17 protein-coding genes are annotated in these 15549 nt (G+C 61.2%); 9 read left to right on the top strand and 8 right to left on the bottom strand.

Annotation, left to right across the window (positions count from 1 at the left end; all coding sequences use genetic code 11):
- Positions 1–5: 5 nt before the first annotated feature.
- The 6 genes from rsmG to hemE all read right to left on the bottom strand — a co-directional run bounded on the left by rsmG (position 6) and on the right by hemE (position 7352).
- Positions 6–644, bottom strand: coding sequence for a 16S rRNA (guanine(527)-N(7))-methyltransferase RsmG (gene rsmG, locus C1A35_RS30340; RefSeq protein WP_104667956.1), 639 nt, complete (start codon positions 642–644; stop codon positions 6–8).
- Positions 641–2524 carry a tRNA uridine-5-carboxymethylaminomethyl(34) synthesis enzyme MnmG gene (gene mnmG / locus C1A35_RS30335; RefSeq protein WP_104667955.1) on the bottom strand — a complete coding sequence of 628 codons (1884 nt, stop codon included), beginning with the start codon at positions 2522–2524 and terminating at the stop codon, positions 641–643. Before mnmG ends, rsmG begins: the two co-directional genes overlap by 4 nt.
- 92 nt (positions 2525–2616) lie before the next feature.
- Positions 2617–3945: a tRNA uridine-5-carboxymethylaminomethyl(34) synthesis GTPase MnmE gene (gene mnmE, locus C1A35_RS30330; protein WP_104667954.1), complete on the bottom strand. Its 1329-nt coding sequence runs from the start codon at positions 3943–3945 to the stop codon at positions 2617–2619.
- A gap of 376 nt (positions 3946–4321) precedes the next feature.
- On the bottom strand, positions 4322–5587 hold the full coding sequence (gene rho, locus C1A35_RS30325; protein ID WP_089044254.1) for a transcription termination factor Rho: 1266 nt from the start codon (positions 5585–5587) through the stop codon (positions 4322–4324).
- A 194-nt stretch (positions 5588–5781) separates the two neighbouring features.
- On the bottom strand, positions 5782–6324 hold the full coding sequence (hemJ, locus tag C1A35_RS30320) for a protoporphyrinogen oxidase HemJ (protein WP_199773072.1): 543 nt from the start codon (positions 6322–6324) through the stop codon (positions 5782–5784).
- Positions 6321–7352: a uroporphyrinogen decarboxylase gene (gene hemE / locus C1A35_RS30315; RefSeq protein WP_104667952.1), complete on the bottom strand. Its 1032-nt coding sequence runs from the start codon at positions 7350–7352 to the stop codon at positions 6321–6323. Before hemE ends, hemJ begins: the two co-directional genes overlap by 4 nt.
- A 407-nt stretch (positions 7353–7759) precedes the next feature.
- On the opposite strand from hemE, the gene C1A35_RS30310 reads away from it, so the two are divergent.
- The 5 genes from C1A35_RS30310 to dnaQ are packed head-to-tail and all read left to right on the top strand — an operon-like array spanning position 7760 to position 11360.
- Positions 7760–8581 (top strand): pyruvate, water dikinase regulatory protein, encoded by an 822-nt coding sequence (locus C1A35_RS30310; RefSeq protein ID WP_104667951.1) that lies wholly within the window; start codon positions 7760–7762, stop codon positions 8579–8581.
- Between the two features lie 30 nt (positions 8582–8611).
- Positions 8612–9211, top strand: a complete 600-nt coding sequence (locus C1A35_RS30305; protein ID WP_104667950.1) for a Maf-like protein — start codon at positions 8612–8614, stop codon at positions 9209–9211.
- On the top strand, positions 9204–10061 hold the full coding sequence (locus tag C1A35_RS30300; RefSeq protein ID WP_104667949.1) for a shikimate dehydrogenase: 858 nt from the start codon (positions 9204–9206) through the stop codon (positions 10059–10061). Before C1A35_RS30305 ends, C1A35_RS30300 begins: the two co-directional genes overlap by 8 nt.
- Entirely contained in the window at positions 10061–10663 is a 603-nt protein-coding gene (gene coaE, locus C1A35_RS30295; RefSeq protein WP_104667948.1) for a dephospho-CoA kinase, read from the top strand. Before C1A35_RS30300 ends, coaE begins: the two co-directional genes overlap by 1 nt.
- On the top strand, positions 10656–11360 hold the full coding sequence (gene dnaQ / locus C1A35_RS30290; RefSeq protein ID WP_104667947.1) for a DNA polymerase III subunit epsilon: 705 nt from the start codon (positions 10656–10658) through the stop codon (positions 11358–11360). The genes coaE and dnaQ overlap by 8 nt, the downstream gene beginning before the upstream one ends.
- 62 nt (positions 11361–11422) lie before the next feature.
- Here the strand turns inward: dnaQ and secB are convergent, their stop codons facing one another.
- Complete coding sequence (gene secB, locus C1A35_RS30285) at positions 11423–11920, bottom strand: protein-export chaperone SecB (protein ID WP_060521526.1); 498 nt, start codon at positions 11918–11920, stop codon at positions 11423–11425.
- Positions 11921–12101: 181 nt separating this feature from the next.
- Entirely contained in the window at positions 12102–12599 is a 498-nt protein-coding gene (locus C1A35_RS30280; protein ID WP_104667946.1) for an FxsA family protein, read from the bottom strand.
- Between the two features lie 130 nt (positions 12600–12729).
- On the opposite strand from C1A35_RS30280, the gene C1A35_RS30275 reads away from it, so the two are divergent.
- Genes C1A35_RS30275 through C1A35_RS30260 form a run of 4 tightly spaced genes read left to right on the top strand, consistent with a single transcriptional unit; the run spans position 12730 to position 15492 of the window.
- Positions 12730–13434 carry a Tim44/TimA family putative adaptor protein gene (locus tag C1A35_RS30275; protein WP_104667945.1) on the top strand — a complete coding sequence of 235 codons (705 nt, stop codon included), beginning with the start codon at positions 12730–12732 and terminating at the stop codon, positions 13432–13434.
- A gap of 15 nt (positions 13435–13449) precedes the next feature.
- Complete coding sequence (mltA, locus tag C1A35_RS30270) at positions 13450–14556, top strand: murein transglycosylase A (protein WP_104667944.1); 1107 nt, start codon at positions 13450–13452, stop codon at positions 14554–14556.
- The gene (locus C1A35_RS30265) at positions 14549–15118 is read left to right on the top strand and encodes a Smr/MutS family protein (RefSeq protein WP_104667943.1); all 570 of its coding nucleotides are present in this window, start codon (positions 14549–14551) and stop codon (positions 15116–15118) included. The genes mltA and C1A35_RS30265 overlap by 8 nt, the downstream gene beginning before the upstream one ends.
- The gene (locus C1A35_RS30260; protein WP_077968548.1) at positions 15115–15492 is read left to right on the top strand and encodes a helix-turn-helix domain-containing protein; all 378 of its coding nucleotides are present in this window, start codon (positions 15115–15117) and stop codon (positions 15490–15492) included. Before C1A35_RS30265 ends, C1A35_RS30260 begins: the two co-directional genes overlap by 4 nt.
- The last annotated feature ends 57 nt before the right edge of the window (positions 15493–15549 follow it).

The following is a 15549-nucleotide window of genomic DNA, read 5'->3' as shown; positions in this document are numbered from 1 at the left end:
GATCACTAAGCCTTGCGTGACAGATTTGCGATCTCGAGCACGACAGAATCCGGCTCGACCACGCTTGGATGTTTTACCAGATCAAATTGATAGCGGCCAACGGCTTTGTCGATTTCGCGCTGGTAATCCCGCCCTTTATGGAAATACGCCACCGCTTTTTGCTCGTTCGCCATCATCCACGGCGCAGAATAATCGAGCAACAGCGTGAGATCGGCGAGGGCGCGCGCCGAAACCGCGTCCGCGCGGGGGACCATCGCGCCTGCGTCTTCGATTCGAACCGGGTGAACCGAACCGCGTGCACCGGTTTCCGCCAGAGCGACGCGCAGAAAGGCTGCCTTCTTGTTGTTGCTCTCGACGAGATGAACCCAACCGTCGCCAAACTCGGCGAGATAGATCGCCGTGATGACGCCTGGAAAGCCGCCGCCGCTGCCGAGGTCGACCCAGGTCTTCGGACCCGGCGACAACTGCGCCAGTTGCAAACTGTCGACGATATGCCGGCGCCAAAGATCCTCCACAGTGGATGGCGCGACAAGATTGATCGACTTCGCCCACTTCTGAAACAGCCTGGCAAAATGCTCTAAGCGTTCATTCGTTTCACGTGAAACACGCAGTCCGTTCAACACATCGATTGGACTCGCCTTCATTGTACGCCGGCCTTCTCTTCACGTTCTACGGTTCGGTTCTGCCGCTTCAACCATGCCAAAATCAATGACGCTGCCGCCGGTGTCATCCCATCGACCTTCATCGCCTGAGCCAGGTTGCGCGGCGCCTGCTGCTTCAGCTTCTGCTTCAGCTCATTGGAAAGACCCGAGAGCATGTCAAAGTCGAAGCCATCGGGTATGACGAGATTCTCCTCGCGCTGGATGCCGGCGATGTCCGCCGCCTGGCGATCCATATAGACCGCATAGGCCGCATCGATCTCAAGTGCCTCGCTCACCCACGGACCAATGGATGACAGCTCGGGCCAGATCGGCTGGAGCCCCGCGATCGTCTGATCCGGATAGGACAGGACCTCAAAGGCCGTGCGCCGTTGACCATCCTGGTTGAGCTTGAGGCCATGGCGGTTGCCTTCGGCCGGTGTGACCGACAGGCTCTGCAACAGTGCGCGGCCTTCGTCGAAACGCGCACGCCAATCGACAAAGCGATCCCGACGGGCTTCCGAGATGCAGTCGAGTTCCATCGCGAGCGGCGTCAGCCGTGCGTCGGCATTGTCGGCACGGAGCGACAGACGATACTCCGCGCGGGATGTGAACATGCGATAGGGCTCCGTGATACCCCGCGACGTCAGGTCATCGATCATGACGCCGATATAGGACTGCGTTCGGCTGAACACCACCTCAGGGCGATCGGTTGCCGTCAGCGCCGCGTTCAAACCGGCGACGAGACCTTGTGCTCCCGCTTCTTCATAACCGGTCGTGCCGTTGATTTGCCCGGCCAGGAACAGTCCCGGCATCTTGCGCACCGCAAGGGTCGCATTGAGTTCGCGCGGATCGACGTGGTCATACTCGATGGCATAACCCGGCTGCAGGATGGCGACGCTCTCCAAACCGGGGATCGTCTTGATAAAGGCCTCCTGGATATCGGCCGGCAGCGACGTCGAGATACCGTTCGGGTAGATCGTGTCGTCATCAAGCCCCTCCGGCTCGAGGAAGATCTGGTGGCCGTCCCTTTCTCCGAAGCGGACAATCTTGTCTTCGATGGACGGACAATAGCGCGGCCCGACACCCTCGATCTGGCCGGAGTACATCGCCGACTTGCCGATATTGTCGGCAATGATCTTGTGCGTCGCTTCCGTTGTGCGTGTCACGCCGCAATCGATCTGCCGATTCACGATCCGGTCGGTCATGAACGAGAAGGGCACCGGATCCTCGTCCGGTCCCTGCCGGCCGACACGGTCCCAATCAATCGTGCGTCCATTGAGACGCGCCGGCGTCCCGGTCTTCAAACGACCCAGCTTCAAACCAAATCGCAGCAGCGTTCCCGAGAGGCCCACGGACGGTTCTTCGCCCACACGCCCGGCCGGAATCTTCTGGTCGCCGATGTGAATTAGACCCTTCAAGAAGGTGCCGGTCGTCAGCACGACGGACTTGGCTTGAAAGCTCCGGCCGTCCTTCATGGCGACGCCCTGAATGCGACCCTGTTCTTCCAGCAGATCGAAGGCATCTCCTTCGATAACGGTCAGGTTGGCGATGGTCGCTATCTCGCGCTGCATCGCTTCACGATAAAGGCGACGATCGGCCTGGGTACGCGGCCCGCGCACTGCCGGTCCCTTGCGGCGATTGAGCAGGCGAAACTGGATGCCGCCCGCATCGGCGACGCGGCCCATCAGCCCGTCCATCGCATCGATTTCGCGTACCAGGTGTCCCTTGCCCAAACCACCGATCGCCGGGTTGCACGACATAACGCCGATCGTGGACGCCTTATGCGTGATCAGCGCGGTGTTGGCGCCCAGACGCGCGGCAGCGGCAGCGGCTTCACAGCCGGCATGGCCACCGCCAATGACGATAACGTCAAATTGCATCATTGCCTCTTCTCCGGGTCTTGACCCGGCACGAATCGTTTCACGTGAAACACAACGAAGGACTCGCACACGTTGTGGTCACCGTGTCCTACAGATTACTTCCCGATACAGAACTCTGAAAATATCACATCCAGCAGGTTCTCGACATCCACACGGCCGGTTATCCGCCCAATTGCGTCGCCAGCAAGGCGCAACAGTTCCGCACGGATGTCCAGGCCCAGGTCCTGCCTCGCCAGGCTGTCATCGATCGCCCGCTGCGCCTGCCGCAAGCTGTCCACATGACGCTGCCGCGACGGCAGAGACAAGGACGTCCGCCCGCTGAGATCGGGCAAATGGGCCGCGATCGCATCCAGCAGATGGTCCATGCCGTCCCCGGTCTTCGTCGAGATCAGGACATCGGCGGAACCGCTGCGCCAGTCTTCATTGCCGCGATCCAGCTTCGTACCCACACGCAGAACCGGCGTCGTGTCGGACGCGAAGTCGGAAATGACGTCAAATCCGCCCACCGTGTCGGCGAGCAGCAGGATCAGATCTGCTCTCTCGATAACTTCTCGCGCGCGACGAATACCTTCCTGCTCGACTTTCTCGTCGGTTTCCCGCAAGCCCGCCGTGTCGTAAAGCTTTACGGAGAATCCGGCTAAGGAAAGATCGACAGAGAGAACATCCCGCGTCGTGCCAGCAATCTCGGTGACGATGGCAATGTCGCGTTGGGCCAGTGCATTGAGCAAGCTCGACTTGCCGGCATTCGGCTCGCCGGCGATCACGATCCTCAGCCCGTCCCGGATAATCTCGGCGATCGGCGCATCGGCAATATGGGCCGCGATCTCCTGCGACAGCAGAGCCATGTCCTGCCAGATGCGTGCGCCCACCGAACCCGGCACATCGTCTTCGTCGGCAAAGTCGAGCTCGGCTTCGATCATCGCCCGCGCGTGGGTCAACCGTTTCGCCCAAGCCGCATAGACCTTCGATTGTCCACCGCCGGAATGCTCGATCGCGAGACGGCGCTGCATCTCGGTTTCGGCGACGATCAGGTCGGCGAGCCCTTCGACCTCGACCAGGTCAAGCTGGCCGTTCTGGAAGGCGCGGCGCGAGAACTCACCTGCTTCCGCATGACGCAGACCGTCGAAGGCGGAGAGTTCCTCAAGCAGGGCGTTGACCGCCGCCCGGCCGCCATGGATCTGAAATTCCGCGCAGTCTTCTCCGGTAAAAGACGCCGGCCCACGAAAATAGAGGATGAGGCCGCTATCAATCGTGTGACCGTTACGAGACCGAATCGATCGCAGCGTCGCCATCCGCGGCGGCGGCACATCGCCACACAGTGCCCGCAGCACCGCTTCCGTGCGGTCTCCGCTGAGACGCACGACCGCAACACCGGCGGGGAGAGCCCCGCTGGAAAGCGCATAGATCGTGTGCGTCGCTGTCATTGGTTCACCTGCAGTGACCGCGGAGGCAACACAGCGCGCCTCCCTGGCCGAAACAATGGGGATCGTCGAAATCCTGGACCAGATCGTTATGCTTCGCGAAGCGCGCTCACGCGGAGCCAAACGGTCATCTCAAAGGGTCGGCGTGCTTATGCCGAAAGAACGCTGAAATTTCAAGGTCTCGCAGCATTGCCTTCTTTCATGGGCTCCGCGTGTTTCACGTGAATCAGCGGACGCGATGCGATCTGACGGCGAGGCAAACTGGCGATCATTGCGAAACCGAATCGATCTCGGAAATTGAATCCGGCTAAGTTTCTGAAATGCAAAAACCGGCCAACCATAGGTCGGCCGGTTTCGGCAATCGTCCGGTGAACGCGTCTTACGTGTTCATCGAGTCGAAGAAGTCGCCGTTGTTCTTCGTCTGCTTCAGCTTATCGATCAGGAACTCGATCGCGTCGGTCGTGCCCATCGGCGCAAGGATGCGGCGCAGCACGAAGATCTTCTGCAGATCCTGGCGCGGAACGAGCAGGTCTTCCTTACGCGTACCGGACTTGAGAATGTCCATCGCCGGGAAGATGCGCTTGTCGGCCACCTTGCGGTCGAGCACAATTTCCGAGTTGCCGGTGCCCTTGAACTCTTCGAAGATGACTTCGTCCATGCGGCTGCCGGTATCGATGAGCGCCGTTGCGATGATCGTCAGCGAGCCGCCTTCCTCGATGTTGCGGGCGGCACCGAAGAAGCGCTTCGGCCGCTGCAGCGCGTTGGCGTCGACACCACCGGTCAAGACCTTACCCGATGAGGGAACGACGGTGTTGTAGGCGCGGCCGAGGCGGGTGATCGAGTCGAGCAGAATGACGACGTCGCGGCCGTGTTCCACGAGGCGCTTGGCCTTCTCGATGACCATTTCCGCAACCTGAACGTGGCGCGTCGCCGGTTCGTCGAAGGTCGAGGACACGACTTCGCCCTTCACCGAACGCTGCATGTCCGTCACTTCTTCCGGACGTTCGTCGATCAAGAGAACGATCAGGTAGCATTCCGGATGATTGGCGGTGATCGAATGGGCGATGTTCTGCAGGAGAACGGTCTTACCGGTGCGCGGCGGTGCGACGATCAGGCCGCGCTGGCCCTTGCCGAGCGGCGCCACCAGATCGATGACGCGGGCGGAAAGATCCTTCGACGTCGGGACGTCGAGTTCCATCTTGAAGCGCTCGTTCGGGTAGAGCGGCGTCAGGTTGTCGAAGTGAACCTTGTGACGGATCTTTTCCGGATCGTCGAAATTGATGGTGTTGACCTTGAGGAGGGCGAAGTAGCGCTCGCCTTCCTTCGGTCCGCGGATCGGGCCCTCGACCGTGTCGCCGGTCTTCAGCGAGAAGCGGCGGATCTGGGAAGGCGAGATGTAGATGTCGTCGGGACCGGGCAGGTAGTTTGCGTTGGCGGACCGAAGAAAGCCGAAGCCGTCCTGCAGCACTTCAACGACGCCTTCGCCGATAATCTCGATATCCTGAGCTGCGAGCATCTTGAGGATCGCGAACATCAGCTCCTGCTTGCGCATCGTGCTGGCGTTCTCCACCTCGAGCTCCTCGGCAAAGGCGAGAAGATCGGTCGGCGTCTTGTTCTTGAGTTCTTGTAGCTTCATTTCAGCCATGAAGGATCCATGTTTGGTATGGGTAGTGGGGAGATGGCGAGTATTCGTTAGGGAGCTGCAGCTGGAAGGGGCAGGCTCTTGTCTTTGTCACAAGCCATGAAGAGGAGATGGCAGAAAATAGCGATTCACGTGAAACCCTGCAAGGGGTTGTCGCAAATTAGAAACGACTATGACAAGCGGCAAATCGATTAAATTCAAAATGGCTTCACCACGACCATGATGACGATGAGGATCATCAACAGGGTAGGGGCCTCGTTCATCAACCGCCAGTAACGCGCGTCGTGCTTGTTTTCGTCACGCTGGAAGGCGCGCACGGCACGACTGAAGCGCATGTGGACGCCGGTCAAAAGCACCACGAAAAGAAGCTTGGCATGCAGCCAGCCGCCCTGGAAACCATAGGCGCTCCAGGCGAGATAAAGCCCCAGCACCCAGGAGATCATCATCGCCGGGTTCATGATGACCTTCAAAAGCCGCAGCTCCATCATCTTGAAGGTTTCCGACTGGGCAGAGCCGGCTTCCGCATCCGTGTGGTAGATGAACAACCGCGGCATGTAGAGCAGCGCCGCCATCCAGGACATCACCGCGATGACATGCAGCGCCTTGATCCAGAGATAGAGATCGTCAGGCTGCCAGACGAACAGGCCGGCAAGAAGTGCCGCGAAGCAGCCAATTGCGATTGCTGCTCTCAATCGCGCCCTGTTGCCGGGCGCCTGATCCGTCTGCCTTTCAGCCATCAGCGCGCTCCGCGAACACGGGCGACGAGCGCCGACACATGATCCGGATCGGCCTGCGGCGTGATGCCATGGCCGAGATTGAAGATCAGCGGGCCATGGCCGAGCGCGTCGAGAATACGGTCGATTCCTTCCTCGAGCGCCAGCCCGCCGGCGACAACCCGCATCGGGTCGAGATTGCCCTGGACCGGGCCTTCCTTCTGCAGATCCTTGGCGAAGGAGAGCGGAACGGTCCAGTCGAGGCCGATGGCGTCGGCGCCGGTCGCCTGCCGATATCCGTTCAGGAGCTGTCCCGCGCCTTTAGCAAAGGCGATGATCTTCGCCTGCGGTCTCTGCGCCCGAACGGAGGCAATGATCCGCTGCACCGGCTTGATGGCGTAGCGGGCGAATTCTTCCTCGCCGAGAACGCCCGCCCAGGAATCGAAAATCTGCACCGCGTCGGCTCCGGCATCGATCTGCCGTACCAGATAGTCGGCCGAGACATCCGCCAGGAACGAGAGCAGATGGTCGAAGGCTTCGGGATTGCGATAGGCAAAGAGACGGGCAGGGGCCTGGTCCGGCGTCCCCTGTCCGGCGATCATATAGGTCGCAACCGTCCAGGGCGCGCCACAGAAGCCGAGCAGCGTCGTTTCCGAGGGAAGCTCCGTCCGCAACCGCGAGACCGTCTCAAAGACGGGCTGGAGGTGCTCAGCGATACCTTCAGGCTTGAGGCTGCGGATACCTTCGACGTCGATCGGATCCATTCGCGGCCCATGGCCTTCCTCGAAGCGCACATTGCGTTTCAGCGCATCGGGGATGACCAGGATGTCGGAGAAGAGAATGGCCGCATCGAAAGCGTAGCGCCGGATCGGCTGCAGCGTCACCTCGACTGCGAGATCGGGTGTGTAACAGAGATCGAGAAAGCTTCCCGCTTCAGCGCGCGTTGCCCTGTACTCCGGCAGGTAGCGGCCCGCCTGGCGCATGAGCCAGATCGGAGGCGGAGACACCGTCTTCCCTGCCAAAACCTCCAGAACCTTTCTGCGCGTTTCGGTCACGGATCATCTCTCCCAATTTAAAATCAAAGATATTTAGAAGGTTTCTATTTCTTAGAGTCGGTGGGTATCAAGGATTAAAACAACCCAGCGACTTGTCCACGATCACGGATCATCGGTCCATCTGAGAGGACAACGAGATCGATCTCTGGAAAAACTGCGTGGTCAATCCAGAATAAGCTTTTTGAATCAGCGCCCTAAGTCGCAGCTGATTTTTGGCCGGCCTGTGGAGAAGCAGTTGATACGCGTGACACTTTGTCGTCGCCGCGAGTCTTTTCCACATTTGCCGCGGAACGATTTCCGCGACAGCGCCAATTGTGAATAACTCGGGTGTTTTCCACTTGCCTGGATCGGCACCGCGTCGTTAGCTGTCCGTCATCCCGGCTTATCAACAGCACCCGGAGAATTGCGTGGAGAACAAGAAAAACTACTTCCACCTTCACCTGATTTCGGACTCAACGGGCGAGACTCTGATTGCCGCCGGACGCGCCGCGGCCGCCCAATTTCAGAGTTCGCATGCGCTGGAACACGTCTATCCGCTGATCCGCAACCGCAAACAGCTGCTTCAGGTTCTCGACGCGATCGACGGCGCGCCTGGCATCGTGCTCTACACGATCGTCGACCGGGAGCTCGCCGATATCATCGATCGCCGCTGCCGGGAGATGGGCGTGCCTTGCGTCTCGGTGCTCGATCCGATCATCGATCTCTTCCAGTCCTATCTGGGATCGCCATCGCGGCGGCGCTCCGGCGCCCAGCATGTGATGGATGCGGAGTATTTCGCCCGCATCGACGCGCTCAATTTCACCATGGACCATGACGACGGTCAGCTGCCTGCCGATTTCGACGAGGCGGACGTCGTTCTCGTCGGCATCAGCCGGACGTCGAAGACCCCGACGAGCATCTATCTCGCCAACCGCGGCATCAAGACCGCCAACATCCCGATCGTCCCCGGCGTGCCGCTGCCAGAAAGATTGATGGAGGCGACGAAGCCGCTCGTCGTCGGGCTGATCGCCACGGCCGACCGCATCTCGCAGGTGCGTCAGCACCGGGTGCTCGGAACGACGCAAGGGTTTCACGGCGATCAGTACACGGACAAGGCCTCGATCACCGAGGAGCTGAAGTATGCCCGCTCTCTGTGTGCGCGCAACAACTGGCCGGTCATCGACGTCACGCGCCGTTCGATCGAGGAAACCGCGGCGGCCATCGTTGCCCTGCGTCCGCGTCTGCGTTAGACCGATTCGAACAATACGGGAACCTGCGTGATGAATGCTTCACTCGTCCTGGCCTCGGCAAGCCCGTTTCGCCGTGCGCTCCTGGAAAATGCCGGCCTCGCTTTCGAGGCGAAGACGGCCAATATTGATGAACGCGCGCTGGAAAAGCCGCTCGAAGACGCAGGCGCTGCACCTGAAACCGTGGCGCTGGCGCTGGCCGAAGCCAAGGCGCGCGATGTCGCCAGGCATTTCGCCGACGCGCTGGTGATCGGATCGGATCAGACCATGTCCTTGGACATGCGGGTCTATCATAAGCCGAAGAATATGGCGGAGGCGGCTCAACACCTGCTGTCGCTCTCAGGCCGGACTCACCGTCTGAACAGTGCGATCGTGCTCCTGCGTGGTGACGAGGTCGTCTGGCGGCATGTTTCTTCCGCCCATATGACCGTGCGACCGCTGACGGCCAATTTCGTCGCGCGCCACCTGGAGCGTGTGGGCGACAAGGCGCTTTCGAGCGTCGGCGCCTACCAGCTGGAAGGCGAGGGCATTCAACTCTTCGAAAAGATCGAGGGCGACTACTTCACCATCCTCGGCCTTCCGATGCTGCCGCTGCTTTCCAAACTTCGTGAACTGGGAACGATCGATGCGTGATTCACGTGAAACATTTGTTAACCACGCCTTCGTCACCGGCTATCCGATCAAGCATTCCCGCTCACCGCTCATTCACGGCTATTGGCTGAAACAGCTTGGTCTGCCCGGCAGCTATCGCGCCCATGAGGTCAAGCCGGAAGACTTCGCGGCCTTCATTGCCGGTCTCAAGGATGGCACGTCCGGCTTCTGCGGTGGCAATGTCACGATCCCTCACAAGGAAGCGGCCTGTCGGTTGGCGGATCGGCCGGATGAACTGAGCCTGGAACTCGGCGCCGCAAATACGCTGTGGGTTCGGGATGGAAAGGTGCACGCCACCAACACTGACGGCCGCGGCTTCGTTGCCAATCTCGACGAGCGGGCGGCCGGTTGGGACAGGACGTCGACCGCGGTCGTTCTCGGCGCCGGTGGCGCCAGCCGCGCCATCATCCAGGCGGTTCGCGACCGCGGCATCAGGACGATCCATGTCGTCAATCGAACCTTCGAGCGGGCGAGGGAACTTGCCGACCGGTTCGGCCCGGCGGTCGAAGCCCATCCGATGGCTGCACTCAAGGAGCTGATGACCGGCGCGGGCCTGTTTATCAACACCACCTCGCTCGGCATGGACGGCAGCGAAGCACCGGTGATCGACTTCTCCGTCATGGCGTCTGGCGCCGTCGTCACGGACATTGTCTATGTACCCTTGAAGACGCCGATCCTGGCGCAGGCGGAAGTGCAGGGCTTTGCGATCGTCGACGGTCTGGGCATGCTGCTGCATCAGGCCGTGCCCGGCTTCGAGCTCTGGTTCGGCTGTCGGCCGACGGTGGATGCCGCCCTTCGACAACGCATCATCGACGACATGGACAGGCACTGATGATTATCCTCGGGCTCACCGGATCGATCGCCATGGGCAAGTCGACGGCCGCGCAGATGTTTCGCGATTTCGGCGTGCCGGTGAACGATGCCGACGAGGTCGTGCACCAGCTCTATGGCGGTGAGGCGGTCGCGCCGGTCGAGGCCGCTTTTCCCGGAAGCACCAGAGATGGGCAGGTCGATCGCGCCGAACTCTCGCGCCAGCTGATGCAGGCGCCGGAGCGATTGCGCGAGCTCGAGGCCATCGTCCATCCGCTGGTGCGCGGGAAGGAGCGGGAGTTCCTCGCGGAAAACCATGCTGCCAACGCGCCCTTCGTCGTCCTCGACATTCCTCTGCTGTTTGAGACGGGCGCGGAAAAGCGGGTCGATCGCGTCGTCGTCGTGTCCTGTTCGGCCGAACTGCAACGCGAAAGGGCGCTGAAGCGCCCGGGAATGACCGAGGAAAAACTTGCGATGATCCTTGCGCGGCAGGTCCCGGACAGCGAAAAGCGTAAACGCGCCGACTACATCATCGATACCAGCGACAGTTTCGACGTCACCCGGGCCCAAGTGAAGGCCGTCGTCGACACACTTACAGCCAGCAGCGGAGACACGGATGCGTGAGATCATCTTCGATACGGAAACGACGGGCCTCGACAATCGCGAGGACCGGGTGATCGAAATCGGCGGTGTCGAGCTCGAGAACCAGTTTCCGACCGGCCGCACGCTGCATATCTTCATCAATCCCGGCAGCCGCAAGGTTCACCCGGATGCGCTCGCCATCCACGGGATTACCGATGACTTCCTGAAGGACAAGCCGCCGTTTGCCGATGTGGTCGAGGAGATCCTCGGATTCTTCGGCGATGCGCGTTGGGTCGCGCACAACGCCACTTTCGACATGGGCTTCATCAACGCCGAGTTCGCGCGTCTGGGCATGCCGCCAATCGCCATCGACCGGGTAACGGACACCCTGGCGCTTGCCCGCCGCAAGAACCCGATGGGGCCGAACTCGCTCGACGCGCTTTGCCGTCGCTATGGCATCGACAATTCGCATCGCGCCAAGCACGGCGCGCTTCTCGACTCCGAGCTGTTGGCGGAAGTCTACATCGAGATGATCGGCGGCCGTCAGGCAGCGCTCGGTCTCGTGTCCGGCAAATCGACCGATCAGGCGATCGATCTCGACGACGCGCCGATCCTAATCGGTCAGCGGCCGCGCCCCTTGCCGAACCGGCTCTCGGAGGCGGACCTCGCCGCCCATGCGGCGTTGGTCGCCAAGATCGGCGCCAAGGCGATCTGGGCGAAATACGAACCCCAGGAATAAGGCGGATACGAAAAAGCCCGGCGCATTGGCCGGGCTTTTCGTTTCAGCGATCTGAAAATCGATCAGTTTGCGGTTTCGTTCGAAACCTGGGCGCGGACCTTTTCTTCGGCCATGCGCTGGGCGAACATCTGCGCGAAATCGATCGGGTCGATCATCAGCGGCGGGAAGCCGCCATTGCGGGTCGCGTCGGCAACGATCTGACGGGCGAACGGGAACAGCAGGCGCGGGCACTCGATGAAGAGCAGCGGCAGCATGTGCTCCTGCGGGAAGCCGGCAACGCGGAAGACGCCGCCATAGGCGAGCTCGACGTTGAACAGAACGCGGTCGCCATCCTTGGCCTCTGCGTTCAGCGAGAGGACGACGTCGAAATCGTTCTCTGCGAGCGGGTTGGCATTGACGTTGACGTTGATGTTGATCGACGGCGCCTTGTCACGGGCCTGCAGCGAACGCGGCGCGCCCGGGTTTTCGAAGGAAAGGTCCTTGATATACTGGGCGAGGATGTTCAGCGTCGGGCTCTGCTGCGCGCTGCCGTTGCCGTTGGATGCGGTATCAGTCGTCATAAGGGTTCCTCGACAAAAATAGGTGAGGCCATCTAGCATTTCGGCCTAGGGCTTACAACCCTGCGGGCCCGGCGCTTTCGGCGTATGCGCGGGCTTCCGCTCCAGGGCGGGAGACCGCAAGCATGCTCCGGAATATGGGCGATAGAGTGCCGTTCGCGCATTCTGCCGTAGGCGTTTTGGGTTAGGGCCGGTGGCCGCCGCCGACCTGCGGCGGATCCTCGTCGTCCGTGCGGGAGAATTCACCCTCGCCGAGATCGATGACGCGCGGCGAGGGGCGCGGTTCGCGCGGTTGCGTCCAGCCCGCCCCGGAGGCCGCGGTCACAATCGTCATCCGCTTGCGCAGAAAACCGGCAACGGCATTGCGCACGAAAGGCAGAAACAGCAGGAGACCGATGACATCGCTGACGAAGCCCGGCACGACCAAAAGGATTGCGGCAACGAACAGCAAGGCGCCTCCAAACACCTCCCGGCCCGGATCACTGCCGTTCCGGGTGGCGTCCTGCATCCGGCGAATGACGGTAAATCCCTGGACTCTCAGCAGGATAACACCGACAAATGCACTTAGCAGCACCAGAAGCAGCGTCATCAGAAGCCCGATCTCCCGGCCGACGACGACGAAACCGGCGATCTCGGCGAGCGGGAGGCCGAAGATGACAAGGAGGATAAGAAATGAACGCATCGATGCTGCCCGAAAATGAAACTTGGTGTCACATCCCCGTCTAAGGGTGCGACATCGCCATTTGAATGATCTATTCTTGCGGACTATATGGAATAGCCACGAGAAATTCTAACAGCGGTTCCGGGTGGAAATGGGCTCTTTTGACTTCATCACGTTTTTTTTCCTGATCGCCGCGGTGGTCATTTTCCTGCAACTGCGCAGCGTCTTGGGCCGCCGGACCGGGAACGAGCGGCCGCCGTTTGACCCGTATTCGCCGCGAGACATGAGCCAGGGGCCTGAAAACGGCGACAAGGGCAAGGTCGTGCAGTTGCCGCGACGCGAGACTGCGGACGAAGAAGCGAGCCGCTACGAATCGATCGATGCCTTCGCCAAGACCGGAACGACGCTCAACACCCAGCTGCGGGCGCTGAGCGATGCCGATCAGGGTTTCGATCCCAAGGAGTTCGTCAACGGCGCCAAGATGGCCTATGAGATGATCGTCATGGCCTTTGCGGACGGCGACCGCAAGACGCTGAAGAACCTTTTGTCCCGCGAGGTCTATGAAGGCTTCGATGCCGCGATCACCGATCGCGAGCGGAAGGGCGAGGTGGTGAAGTCCACCTTCGTCGGCATCGACAAGGCTGACATCATTCACGCCGAAGTGAAGGACAGCGAAGAGAACATCACCGTTCGCATCGTCAGCCAGCTGATTTCGGCGACCTATGACAAGCAGGGCGGTCTGATCGACGGCGACGCCGAGTCGGTTGCGGAGGTCAACGATCTCTGGACCTTCGCGCGCGACATTCGTTCGCGGGATCCGAACTGGAAGCTGATCGCCACCGAATCCGAAAACTGAGCGGACGCGGTACCGATGTCCTATCGACTTGAGCCAGCCCGTTTCTCCGATCTTCCGGGCTGGCAGCATGATGATCCGATCACAGTGATCGAGGCGATGCGTCGCTGTCACCAGCATGTCTCGACCGTCAAACCCTATCGCACAGGTTCTCTCGGAATTTCGGTCGACGACCTTTTGCCGGCCTTTTCCGCGTCGCTTGGGCAGGCCGGTGAAGGAGAAGAAGGTGCACGGGCGTTCTTCGAAGCGCATTTCGTGCCGTTCCGGATCGTCACCGAAACGGGTTCCGGATTTGTCACGGCCTTCTACGAGCCCGAGATCGACGTGCGCGCCGAACCGGACGCGATCTACCGTTACCCGCTCTACCGCCGCCCCGACGATCTCGTCGACATCACCGATGCAAATCGGCCCGAAGGCATGGATCCCTATTTCGCCTTCGGACTTTCCGAGGGTGGCCGGATCCGCGAGCATCCGGACAGGCAAGCGATCGAGCAGGGCTATCTTGCCGGCCGTGGCCTGGAGATTGCCTATGCGAAGTCCAAGGTCGAGGTCTTCTTCGTGCATGTGCAGGGTGCGGCGCGGCTCCGGTTCCCGGATGGCGCCCGTCGGCGCGTCACCTATGCCGCCAAGACCGGCCACTATTTCTCAGCCGTCGGCAAGCTCTTGATCGAGCGCGGCAAGATCGATGCCGCCACCGTCTCGATGATGAGCATCCGCGACTGGCTGGAAGCGCATCCCGACGAGGTCGATGAGGTCCTCTGGCACAACCGGTCGTTCATCTTCTTCCGCGAAGCGGAAGTGGAGGACGAGCACCTGGGGCCGATCGCCGCCGCCAAGGTTTCGCTCGAACCGGGCCGCTCGCTGGCCGTCGATCGTCTGATCCATACTTTCGGCGTACCCTTCTATGTCGCGAGCGAGAGCCTGACGCGCCTCGATGACGGAAAACCCTTCCAGCGCCTGATGCTGGCGCTCGATACCGGCTCGGCGATCGTCGGCCCAGCGCGCGGCGACATCTTCACCGGGTCCGGTTTCGAGGCCGGCGAGCGGGCCGGAGCCGTTCGCAACGCCGCCGATTTCTACGTCTTCGTTCCCAAGGCGGCCGCGGCTCGTTACGGCCATGGCTAAGAACAGGAAGCTCTCGGCCGAGGATCGCATTCTCTGGGGCAAGGTTGCCCGCTCGACGAGACCGATGCCGGGTCGGCTCGACGAGCTGATGCACATGCTGACCGAGGACGAGCAGCCGAAGGCGCCGGAAGAGGCGAGCGCGAAGCGGCAGCCGCAACAGCCGGCGGCAGCTCCCGAGCAGCCGGGCATTGCCCTGACGAAGAAGCCTGGCGAAAAGGTGCATCATCCCCTGGAACGCCCGGTCAAACGCAAGCTTGCCAAGGGACACCTGGTGCTCGAGGGCAGGATCGACCTCCACGGCATGATCCAGAGCGAGGCGCACGGCCTCTTGCTCCAGTTTCTGCTGAGGGCGCACGAGCGGGGGCTGCGGCACGTGCTCGTCATCACCGGCAAGGGCACCTCGTTCGGCAGCGACGGCGCCTTGAAGCGGGCGGTGCCGCTCTGGTTCTCACTGCCCGAATTCCGGCCGCTGATCTCGTCCTACGAGCCGGCCGCCCGCAATCATGGCGGCGACGGCGCACTCTATGTTCGCCTGGCACGGGTGAGAGGCAGCGCGCTATGACACCTTTCGGCCAGGCTCTGCGCGAACTCAGGCGCCGCAAGGGCGTGTCGCAGAAGGAGATGGCAAAGGCGATCGGCGTTTCTGCTGCCTATCTGTCCGCGCTCGAGCACGGAAAGCGCGGCGCGCCGAGCTTCGATTTCCTCCAGCGCGTCACCGGCTACTTCAATGTGATCTGGGACGAGGCGGAGGATCTGTTCCGCATTGCCAATGTTTCCTCGCCGAAAACGGTGCTCGACACGTCGGGCCTGACGCCGGAGCACACGGCCTTTGCCAACCGGCTCAGCGAGCAAATTCGCGCTTTGTCTCCCGAGACGATCCGCAAGCTGCAAGATGTTTTGGAAAAAGCCACATTTCCTGATAATGACAGGGGATGAATGCTTGTTTCCGGCCGCTGCCTGGCGGTCGGGATTTGGAACCGTGGACAAATTTTC

Source organism: Ensifer adhaerens, from assembly GCF_002940685.1.
Lineage (GTDB): Bacteria > Pseudomonadota > Alphaproteobacteria > Rhizobiales > Rhizobiaceae > Ensifer > Ensifer adhaerens_E.
Note: the sequence above shows the minus strand (reverse complement) of the source record. Positions and strands in the feature narration are given on the sequence as shown.

What these genes read in the sequence shown, in the direction of transcription:
- rsmG (WP_104667956.1), bottom strand. Translation starts at nt 644, where the DNA reads ATGAAGGCGAGTCCAATCGATGTGTTGAACGGACTGCGTGTTTCACGT.
- rho (WP_089044254.1), bottom strand. Translation starts at nt 5,587, where the DNA reads ATGGCTGAAATGAAGCTACAAGAACTCAAGAACAAGACGCCGACCGAT.
- C1A35_RS30265 (WP_104667943.1), top strand. Translation starts at nt 14,549, where the DNA reads ATGGCTAAGAACAGGAAGCTCTCGGCCGAGGATCGCATTCTCTGGGGC.
- C1A35_RS30280 (WP_104667946.1), bottom strand. Translation starts at nt 12,599, where the DNA reads ATGCGTTCATTTCTTATCCTCCTTGTCATCTTCGGCCTCCCGCTCGCC.
- C1A35_RS30260 (WP_077968548.1), top strand. Translation starts at nt 15,115, where the DNA reads ATGACACCTTTCGGCCAGGCTCTGCGCGAACTCAGGCGCCGCAAGGGC.
- C1A35_RS30305 (WP_104667950.1), top strand. Translation starts at nt 8,612, where the DNA reads ATGAATGCTTCACTCGTCCTGGCCTCGGCAAGCCCGTTTCGCCGTGCG.
- C1A35_RS30300 (WP_104667949.1), top strand. Translation starts at nt 9,204, where the DNA reads ATGCGTGATTCACGTGAAACATTTGTTAACCACGCCTTCGTCACCGGC.
- mltA (WP_104667944.1), top strand. Translation starts at nt 13,450, where the DNA reads ATGTCCTATCGACTTGAGCCAGCCCGTTTCTCCGATCTTCCGGGCTGG.
- coaE (WP_104667948.1), top strand. Translation starts at nt 10,061, where the DNA reads ATGATTATCCTCGGGCTCACCGGATCGATCGCCATGGGCAAGTCGACG.
- C1A35_RS30275 (WP_104667945.1), top strand. Translation starts at nt 12,730, where the DNA reads ATGGGCTCTTTTGACTTCATCACGTTTTTTTTCCTGATCGCCGCGGTG.
- mnmG (WP_104667955.1), bottom strand. Translation starts at nt 2,524, where the DNA reads ATGATGCAATTTGACGTTATCGTCATTGGCGGTGGCCATGCCGGCTGT.
- dnaQ (WP_104667947.1), top strand. Translation starts at nt 10,656, where the DNA reads ATGCGTGAGATCATCTTCGATACGGAAACGACGGGCCTCGACAATCGC.
- mnmE (WP_104667954.1), bottom strand. Translation starts at nt 3,945, where the DNA reads ATGACAGCGACGCACACGATCTATGCGCTTTCCAGCGGGGCTCTCCCC.
- secB (WP_060521526.1), bottom strand. Translation starts at nt 11,920, where the DNA reads ATGACGACTGATACCGCATCCAACGGCAACGGCAGCGCGCAGCAGAGC.